General features: G+C 33.4%; 9 protein-coding genes and 1 pseudogene. 2 read left to right on the top strand and 8 right to left on the bottom strand.

Going from position 1 to position 9045, the window contains the following annotated elements:
* Positions 1 to 240 precede the first annotated feature (240 nt).
* Positions 241 to 1092, top strand: a complete 852-nt coding sequence (locus CCPUN_RS03740; RefSeq protein WP_133282243.1) for a hypothetical protein — start codon at positions 241 to 243, stop codon at positions 1090 to 1092.
* A gap of 280 nt (positions 1093 to 1372) precedes the next feature.
* On the opposite strand, the gene CCPUN_RS04845 is transcribed toward CCPUN_RS03740, so the two are convergent.
* The 3 genes and pseudogenes from CCPUN_RS04845 to CCPUN_RS03750 form a co-directional block, all read right to left on the bottom strand.
* A complete protein-coding gene (locus CCPUN_RS04845; RefSeq protein WP_478210232.1) occupies positions 1373 to 2308 on the bottom strand; it encodes a PD-(D/E)XK nuclease domain-containing protein in 936 nt (311 codons plus the stop codon).
* A gap of 195 nt (positions 2309 to 2503) precedes the next feature.
* Positions 2504 to 3058: pseudogene (locus tag CCPUN_RS04850) on the bottom strand (AAA family ATPase); the annotation flags it as partial.
* 155 nt (positions 3059 to 3213) lie between these two features.
* Positions 3214 to 3399 carry a hypothetical protein gene (locus CCPUN_RS03750; protein WP_133282245.1) on the bottom strand — a complete coding sequence of 62 codons (186 nt, stop codon included), beginning with the start codon at positions 3397 to 3399 and terminating at the stop codon, positions 3214 to 3216.
* Positions 3400 to 3681: 282 nt separating this feature from the next.
* Between CCPUN_RS03750 and CCPUN_RS04750 the strand changes: the two genes are divergently transcribed.
* Complete coding sequence (locus CCPUN_RS04750) at positions 3682 to 3825, top strand: hypothetical protein (protein WP_165941943.1); 144 nt, start codon at positions 3682 to 3684, stop codon at positions 3823 to 3825.
* A 149-nt stretch (positions 3826 to 3974) separates the two neighbouring features.
* Here CCPUN_RS04750 and CCPUN_RS04925 read toward each other — a convergent pair whose 3' ends face one another.
* The 5 genes from CCPUN_RS04925 to CCPUN_RS03775 all read right to left on the bottom strand — a co-directional run bounded on the left by CCPUN_RS04925 (position 3975) and on the right by CCPUN_RS03775 (position 8843).
* Positions 3975 to 4541: a reverse transcriptase domain-containing protein gene (locus CCPUN_RS04925; RefSeq protein WP_133282246.1), complete on the bottom strand. Its 567-nt coding sequence runs from the start codon at positions 4539 to 4541 to the stop codon at positions 3975 to 3977.
* A complete protein-coding gene (locus CCPUN_RS03760) occupies positions 4507 to 5289 on the bottom strand; it encodes a reverse transcriptase domain-containing protein (RefSeq protein WP_133282247.1) in 783 nt (260 codons plus the stop codon). Before CCPUN_RS03760 ends, CCPUN_RS04925 begins: the two co-directional genes overlap by 35 nt.
* Positions 5290 to 6147: 858 nt before the next feature.
* Complete coding sequence (locus CCPUN_RS03765; protein ID WP_133282248.1) at positions 6148 to 6864, bottom strand: hypothetical protein; 717 nt, start codon at positions 6862 to 6864, stop codon at positions 6148 to 6150.
* Entirely contained in the window at positions 6857 to 7471 is a 615-nt protein-coding gene (locus CCPUN_RS03770) for a TraG/VirB4 family ATPase (protein ID WP_320410539.1), read from the bottom strand. The genes CCPUN_RS03765 and CCPUN_RS03770 overlap by 8 nt, the downstream gene beginning before the upstream one ends.
* A gap of 691 nt (positions 7472 to 8162) precedes the next feature.
* Positions 8163 to 8843 (bottom strand): SMI1/KNR4 family protein, encoded by a 681-nt coding sequence (locus CCPUN_RS03775; RefSeq protein WP_133282249.1) that lies wholly within the window; start codon positions 8841 to 8843, stop codon positions 8163 to 8165.
* Positions 8844 to 9045 lie beyond the last annotated feature (202 nt).

Genomic DNA, 9045 nt, shown 5'->3' on the forward strand with positions numbered 1-9045 from the left:
TGAACCCTTAAAAATTTTTCAGGAAAAGTTATGGCGTAATCCATATACAGCTTTTAATTAAAAATGCGAAAGTCCTGATATAGATTAATATCCATTTCTATACTAAGTTTATCCATCAATTTTAGTTTATTTGCATCATCTAATCTTTCTGTAAAGGTTACCGTTGATGAAGCAAAACTACTCTATGGAGTATTAGGGAAAGTAGATGTTTCTTCTGAGGAAATTGATTCTTTTTTATCCTTGTACACCCCTATAGAGCAAGCGCTTACTACAATTAAACCCAAACAGCAACAATTAACGTTTAAATGGACATCTTCTTCCTGCAATGACTTACTGTTCTTTATTGATAGATACAAAGTTTCTGGTAAAGAAGCAAAACCCCTTGGAGCTATTTTGCGAAAAATTCGCAGTCTATTGTCTGATAATAAATCAAAAAATGATTTAAAAAAAACAGATATTTCTGAAAATAGTATAGTCAAATTGCATGTAGGACTTACCTATACTGATGCGATTACCATTCATAATGTATTCCGTCAAATTGAATTAGAGAGCAGTGAAATACCTTCTTATTTAGCTATTTTTGAACCTGTAGACAAGATAGTTATCTCAGAAAGTAAAAGGGAAAATAGTAATCCAGAAGCTACTTTTACGCTTTCATTATCACAAGAAGATATAGAAAATATATTTATATTTTTTGGTAGATATACCTTAATAGGAGAAGAAGCTATTGCTTTAGATGCATTTTTTCAAAAAATAAGAACTGTTTTACCTAAAGAATCTAGTTTTTCTAGTGTTCCAGAATTGCCTTCTAGTCCCAAAACAAGTATCAAACTCAATCGTCAAGAAGTTTCTATACTTCATATTATACTGAATCAAATACCTATTCGTGTAACAGAGCTTACTCCTTTTTTAGCAATCTATAAACCTATTGCTGAAGGCAGTCATTCCACGTCAGTACATATTGAATTAGAATTTACACAAGATAGCTATCATAACTTGTCTCTTTTTATGAGACGATTTACGTTATCTGGAAAAATGGTACATCAATATAATCAATTATTGCAACAAATAGAGAGCAGAATTGTTAAGTAACCTTTTTGGATCTTACTGTAAGATCCAAAAGATTTATAGCGTAAAACTATGTTTCTTAAACGTTATATTTTCGGTCTTTTTGCTGGATGTTTTTTTATTTATACATCTTCGCAGTTATCTTTTGCTTCCAAAGCAGATAATGTTCCCGATTTACAAGTAGATAAAAGTATACTGGACTGAAAAAACTAGACAAAATTTTTGCTAATTTTGCTTCCCATTAGAGGCTTTTGAAAAGCCTCTAGTATATTTACCCAATCTCTTCAAAAGCCTCTAAGGTTTGTTATCCTCGTTGTCTGTTAACTTCCCTACCACGTACATTCTGACGGTTACCAAGAATAGTATCTTTAGTAGTTTGCTTGCCTTCTTCATCGTAGATGGAAAAATCAAATTTTTGTTTAACATTACGAATTTTACTAGAAAAATTAAGTCCTATAAGGACTATATTTTTGTCTTTATAAAGAAACTTTTCTCTATAATCATTACCTTCTATCTGACCTAAAGCAGTATTAGAACTTTGGTCATGTTTTAATTCAAATATATAGGTAACATCAATTAATGAGTCAATAACAATATCTATCCTACCTCCACTAGTAGCATGTTCACTAAGTGGATTGAGTGCTGCTCCTTCTAAGAAACAGTGTAAAGCTGTATGGTAGTAGGCTTCATTTCTATTATGCTTTGGATTGGATAAATTAGAGGGTATACTTGATATACATGATCTAATAACTTTAACGAAACCTTCTATATCTATATCATTCAGTTTTGTAATTATTTTATCTTTAATTTTTTCACCTTCTGATTTAGATTTTTTCTTAAATTCTAATACTAAGAAATCATAAAAAGAATCTTCAACTTCATCATTAGGAAATTTTAATAATATTGGCTCATTAGGTCTAATGAATCTTTCTTTTTCTATTTTATTTTTATATCCCTTGATAGTTAGATAGCCTGCTTGAAACATAGCGCCTTCTATAGTTAAATTATCCTCATTGTGTTCTATTAATTTAGATTTTACAACTTCAATAGGTTTAGTAGAAAAGTTTATATCAGCATTTAACTTATTAATTTTATTCACTAAAAATGTAGGTGTTCCTGTATTAATCCAATAGTTATCTAATTCATTACGACTTAAAAACATTAATGTTGACAACGGATTATATACAGATATCGTATCTTCTCCAGGATGAAATTTATAACCATTATACATATCACGCATTTCACCAATTAGTATATCTCTACTTATATTTCTTTCTTCTGCTAATTCATCTATTTTTTTACTGTAAACAGAACCTTCCTGTAATAAATCTTCTTCTTTATAACCAGCTATAGTTTCATAATTCTTATCTAAAGTAATATCATTTAGATTATTAGGAGCAGATAGACATTCTTTAAAACAGTAAGCACTAACACCTGTGACAAATTCTAGCTTAATTTTATTGTCAAGAGAAAGGCTTTTAACAACTCCTAAAAAATCTCGTACAATTAAACGATTTTCTTCTTTTATAATGGGATCTGATTGATTGATAAACGGTGCATCATATTCGTCTATCAGGACGACTACTTTAGGTTCGTAACTTTCATCAGTCTTTTTAAGTTCTACGAACTTTGAATATAGTTTGTTAATTAATTCTTTTAAATAAGTGTTAGAAAGAGTCTTTTTATTAGGCTTTTCCATTTCTATTTCATATGAATTAGAAATAGTATATAATTCATTTAGAATAGATTCTTTTAATATTTCGGAGTTGTTTTTATCCATATTTGAAAAATCCACCCTAATGACAGGGTATTTCTTCCAATCGTAATTAGTTTTATTATAGATATGGCAATCTTGAAATAGTTCTTTATTTCCTTTAGCTATTTCTTCTAATGTGCTAACAAATAAGGATTTTCCAAATCTACGTGGACGGGAGAGAAATATATATTTATTTACACCAGACATTAATTTATAAGCATGATCCGTCTTATCTACATAATATGTAACTCCCCAGGTACCCTATCTTCTGTATAATACAGATAATATTTTTATGTATGATTTATAATGAATTATAAAATTAACAGTGAAAATTTTTGTGGCATATTTGCTTATGTGTTAAAGTTGATAAAAATATTTATATTTAATAATCAATGATTTTTAAAAAAGTTAAAAAGGGTACCTGGGTAGTTACCATAATATTGTGTAGATAACATCTCTTCTATAGAAACAACACCAATAGGGATATTTTCATAACCTAGTTTCTGCCTTTTATTATCATGATCTATTTGCATATCTTCATCTGATTTTTGATGGCCTGAATATACTTGACCCATACAATGCTTATTTGTTTTACATGAAAATAAAGATAGTATAAGACACAGTAATACTACGTCAATATTTTTTTTTGTGGGAACCATTTTTTTTAATCATTTGTTTTTTAGTGCTCGATATGTCTTAACGAGCTATGTAAGCAGTAATAGAGAAGACTACATTAAATGATACTTGTAACAGGTGCATCATTACATCCCATGAAGACAGATCAGGCTATTCAGGCTATATATTTTTAGTTACTGTATAAAGGTACAAAGATATGATTAGATTTTCCATTCTGGTTTATGTGTATGGAGGAATCCGTCTTATTAAACGCTAGTGCAAAAAGACTGTTTCCGATCGTATTGCCTATATATAGAGAGGTAAGTGGACCTACCATAGCATACATCAAACAAGCAGCAATGGCTGCACCGATACCATCTACCTGACATTCCGCACTAAAAAAACATAATTTTTTATTTATTTTTATAGTGAGTAGAGCAACAGCCTTCTTACGTTAGCTGCCACCCCCTCGTTAGAACCCATCGTGCCCTATTAAGGCAATGGGCTCAAGATAGTATTCATTCACATGATTATTTCATAATAAACGATGGTACACCCTTACTAACGGAAGTGGGTAGTGTTTCAGAAAAAGCACAAAACTTTCCCAGTTGAAGGATCGTTTCTGGCTTCTCCGATTCAACCATTTAAAGGCTATTTTTTTTACCTCATTAACAAATGTTCTAACGTACCTAGTGTTATGGCTCACCCCATAATATGCGATGTGTCCTCGTAGTTTAGCGCATAACTGTTTCCAGAAATGCACCATACGTATCTGGTGTCGTTGTGTACGGCACCATGATTTTACCCCTTGTAGTTTCATCCGAAAGCGCTTTCCCTCTGTCTTGAGTTTTGGGATAATAGCTCCTCTAATTGACTTTCCCAAGTAAAACGTAAACCCAAGGAATTTAAAACTTCCTTGTCTTTCTCCAAGTTTATGCTTCTTCTTAGAAAATGGTACAATCCGAGTTTTATCCACGTTGAGTTGCAATCCGTATTTCTCCAGCCTTCGGTCTAGCACTTTTCGAACCCGCTGTGCATCCCGTAAGTATTGAAAACTCAACACCATGTCATCCGCATAGCGAAAGGGCTTGCAGCCTTCCATCAAGAAGAGGTTTTATTTCTTCAAGCCATACGTCTATTACATAGTGTGCATAAATGTTTGCCAATACCGGACTGCAGCAAGATCCTTGTGGAACACCTTCTTCACTTATTATCAGTTCTCCTTCTGTCAGTACACCTGCATTCAACATGCGAGTAATGTACCTTAGGAATTTAGTATCCTTGATCTTCTCAGCAAGAAATCCTTTTAGAACTTGGTGATTTAGCGATCCAAAGAAGTTCTGAATATCTACATCCAGGACTGCTTCCGAATCTTGCGCATAAAGATGTGCAGAGAGTGCCTTGATTGCATCATGTACCCCTTTTCCTGGTCTGAACCCATAGGACCAGTCCACAAAAATTGGGTCATAAATGCTTTCTAATAGCTCCTGCATCCGTTTTTGAACAAGTTTGTCTTCAAAATTACAGATCCCCAGTGGCCGAGTAGAGCCGGGTTGCCCTTCTTTAGGGATCCGAACTTCCCGAACCGATTGGGGACGATAACCCATACGCTTCATCTTTGCGATAAGTGTCTCTAAGTTTTCCTGTAAATTTTGCCCATAAACTTCCTTGCTCATTCCATCTACTCCAACTGCTTTCTTTCCATCCAGCAAATTGTAGCAGATTCTCAGACTTTCCACATTGATGTGATGCATCAGGCTATGGAATTCCTGAGATCTGCTCTGAGAAGATAGCCATGCTATCTCTAAAAGAGATGTGTCCACGTTGCTTGAAAATTCTGATGTCTCCATTGTGTTACCCTCAGGACTTTCGCACAATAGATAATTTTGCTTATATTTTTAGACATGGGCATGTTTTGCAATACTGATAATCAATATAAAATAAAATTTTGCTATTTTGTAGCCTGGTCTATATACAATGTTTTCAACTAAAAGTGCGAAAGTCCTGACCCTTTTAAAGTCGAACATTACCCCTGGTCCTTCCCCATGTGCTTGGCTTTCCCAAACTCGGAGTACTATGACCAGTCTGACTGCCTAATAGATATTTCGATATCCTCGTTGTTACACTTGTTTACCAATACTCGAGTTAATTCGAGATCCATTAGGCTCTCCCACGTTCACACATCCACTTTCCCTAAATGCCAGGTTCTCAGACCCCGATGGTGGACAAACTTCCTCCTGATATAACGTCTGTGTCTATTGCCTTCTGTCTCAATCAAAACATCGGCCACCATCACAAACTCTTTTACGGGGCTCAATCACTTCAACCTTGCGGCTTCCGGCCTATAGGTTCCTTTGCCTACGCTTAACAGCTTCTGTTACCAGAAACTGCCCAAGGCTAAGTACGAAATGCGTTCAGTAACGCTTTTCCGGTAGCACTTGCAGCTACTAGCGGAATGTGCGCTTAGCGTGGCGCACAATTGATTAAGAATTAATTATGTAAAAATGACAGCAACAGATCTTCCTAGTCAAAGTAAAAATTTGTACAGAATACAATCTTTCAGATCGATTAATTAGTAATAATTACGTCTTTTTCTATTGTATAGTAACTTTTTATTTAGTATAATAATGCATGACCTTAATCATTCTTTAAGAAATAAGAGCCTAATTAAGCAAGTATTTACATAAAATGCTGTTTTTGAAGTAAGATTAAATGGTTTTTATCCTGTCAAGCGAGGTTGATGCAGTCAACACGAAAAATAAAAAATCTGAAAATTTTGTGCGAAATGTCGGATCTACGTTATTGAATTCTAAAGCAATCAATGAATAGTCTAACAAATCAATCGTTACCCCCCACATTAAAAAGGAAATTAACATATTGAGCCAATAAATAACTATACTGCTAAAATTTCCTGGTAAGAGGCTAGCGGCAATAGCTAACGGACCGGTTTGTAAGGTAAATAGGATCGCTTGATGACGGAATATAGTAGTGGTTAAACCCATCATACGAGATATAGATTTTAAGGCTTTAGTAGTCCAATTAGAAACCCCATTTTTAATTAGCTGCCATATACTCATCTCAGGATCTTTTAGATCTTCAAGGCTATCAGGCTTAATCAGATCATGCCAATCAAACCCCTTCATAATCAAAGCGGTTAATTTGTCTAGCATATGGAAAATATCCAAATAGAACTGCAAAAGCAGAAAAGTAACAGCTAGGGTTAACAGACTGGTATAACAAGATTTTAATAACTCGGCAGTACTTAAATGGTACTGAAAATAGTAGACCATTAAACGTACCAGTAAGAAAGGCAATAGCAATAATTTGGCCAGACTAACCATCTTTCCAATAGTGATATTCACCATTAGATTTTGTGCATCTAGATTAGCTGAAGAGGACAAGATACCTTGAAAATGATTAGACATAATGTTTTTGTTTAGTATGGTATACCCATTCTGCAATGCTGTCTTCAATGTTTCCATGTTTTTTGGTTAAAGCAGCTATTTTATTTCTTTCTGATGGATTAGAGGTAACCATGGCATGTTCCCAAAGAAAAGGTTCTAGTAGCCATATGTGACTCTTGCCCATTTCTTTGATAAATATTTCTCTAAAACCTCCTGGACCATTTTGCCTGCGCAAACTGGCATATTTTTCCATATCCAATGCATTCATACCTAGAAAAGCCTCTATTTCTTCCCTGCTAGAGGCTTTCTCGTTGTACAGAAGTATGAAGGTAGCTGCATTATTTTTAATGGCACTAGCTATTTTCGATGATTTGATTTCTCCAATGTCTTGCGTAATAATGCGAATAGAGGTTTTGGTCTTTCTACCTTTGCGATAAAAAGCCTCTATATGCTCACTAGAGGCATCATCTAAGGTGGTCCAACCTTCTTCAATGTCTATGAACTTGATCGCATCTGGATGGTTTGCTACCATCTCAAAAGCAAAATCAAAAAGAATTTGTACGACCAATGGATAGATTTTGCTATTGCCTTTAATGGCTTCGGCTGGGGAAGGTGGAGTAGAAGGGATATATACGAAAAGATGAAGTTATACAACGATTATCAAATTCGTTATTATACCCATTTGAAAGCAACCACAGCCGATAGGCCATAGGCGATGATAAGAAGCTATTAGGAGAGCGTAATAGGGGAAATCTCTACGTTACGTTCGATGCGGCGGGCGATGGAAACGGAGGTAAGACTACCGCGCCATTGCTCGACCCTACCAAATAAAATTTTTTTTTATAAAATCTATCTTAGATGGAGTTATTTAACTAAAAACCCGGTTTGTCAGATTTTAGTTATTAAATCCTTGTTAACCAATTGATTCTGTATGATCCTGGTTTTCTTTTTTCCTTATTAATTTTTCTATAATCCTTTGAATATCAATTATTTTATCTTTTCTATAAAATTCATAATTTTCTATCAAATAATTTTCGTTTATAATTTTTTAAGGGAATACATTAAAAAAACCTGTATCCGTTCAGCACTGCGGCTGAAATTTGCTTTTCGACCTGCTTCAGGCATGCTTTTAAGACAGTTTTTTAGCTTAAGAGCTAAAATTTTGTTCCAAATTTTAATAAAAAACTAGAGGTAAACATGTTTTCTGCCACAGTGCTGAACGGACACAGAAACCTACACTTTTACGCTAAAAATTGGCCTGAAAATATACGCTAACAGGTACAAAAAAATTAAATGACTAAAAATACAAACACCTAATATTAATCAGAATCTTCACCTGTCGATTGACAAATTTGAAAGAATTTGTCCAAAAATTCTGAAAAATCTTTAGCAAATGGCACACAAGAACCATTACGATCCATAGAGTATATATGGTTGTTACCAGATTTTGATAGATTAATATAATATCTGTTAGATTCACCTATCTTAGCTATTAACCAATACGGTTTCACTCCTTTAGGCTTCTTAATATTTTTTTTACAAAAGTCTATAAATCCATTTTGTATAAGTTCTAAAGTATCTGTTTCAGAACCTTTATCTGATTGGTAAGGACCATATATTTCAAAACCAGGCCCATATATAGATCCATATTTGTTTAAGAAGCATTTATAATCATTTGGTAATGGTTGGATATTGATGGGCTTTCCGATATTATCAATTATAGTTTGTATCATTTGATTATTTACAGGCGATCCTTTATGAACTCTATTGTTCTCTGAAGTAGAAGGGGTATTATTTCTTTGCAAGAAATCTTCTATTTTATCATACATAGGTTGCATACTGTTATGTTCGTCATCAGCTTCTCTAGAAGATACTGTACTAGGTCCAGCTTGACTATCTGACGAAGCTTGTCTATTCATTTCATCAATATAATGTGAAGAACATCCTAAATTTATTGAGAATGTGAGTAATAAACAATACATTTTTCTGGTATCTAACATAATTTTAATTTTTCTAATATTAATATAATTGAGTACGCATTTAAATTAATCAATTGTTTATTACTGTTATTAGTAATGTTTATATAGTTTCTAATGTTCAATATTATTAAATATAATAATAATTAGGTGGTGGTACAAATATATGATTTTACTTAGCCCAAGCGTTACCTTTATTTATACTATCAATGACTATCATAATTGC

Origin of the sequence: Cardinium endosymbiont of Culicoides punctatus, assembly GCF_004354815.1 — a bacterium.
Lineage (GTDB): Bacteria > Bacteroidota > Bacteroidia > Cytophagales > Amoebophilaceae > Cardinium.

Excerpts from the sequence above, each read along its gene's own strand:
- CCPUN_RS03765 (WP_133282248.1), bottom strand. The coding sequence starts at position 6,864 with ATGTCTAATCATTTTCAAGGTATCTTGTCCTCTTCAGCTAATCTAGAT.
- CCPUN_RS03775 (WP_133282249.1), bottom strand. The coding sequence starts at position 8,843 with ATGTTAGATACCAGAAAAATGTATTGTTTATTACTCACATTCTCAATA.
- CCPUN_RS03750 (WP_133282245.1), bottom strand. The coding sequence starts at position 3,399 with ATGGGTCAAGTATATTCAGGCCATCAAAAATCAGATGAAGATATGCAA.
- CCPUN_RS03760 (WP_133282247.1), bottom strand. The coding sequence starts at position 5,289 with ATGGAGACATCAGAATTTTCAAGCAACGTGGACACATCTCTTTTAGAG.
- CCPUN_RS04750 (WP_165941943.1), top strand. The coding sequence starts at position 3,682 with ATGTGTATGGAGGAATCCGTCTTATTAAACGCTAGTGCAAAAAGACTG.
- CCPUN_RS04845 (WP_478210232.1), bottom strand. The coding sequence starts at position 2,308 with ATGCGTGATATGTATAATGGTTATAAATTTCATCCTGGAGAAGATACG.
- CCPUN_RS04925 (WP_133282246.1), bottom strand. The coding sequence starts at position 4,541 with ATGGAAGGCTGCAAGCCCTTTCGCTATGCGGATGACATGGTGTTGAGT.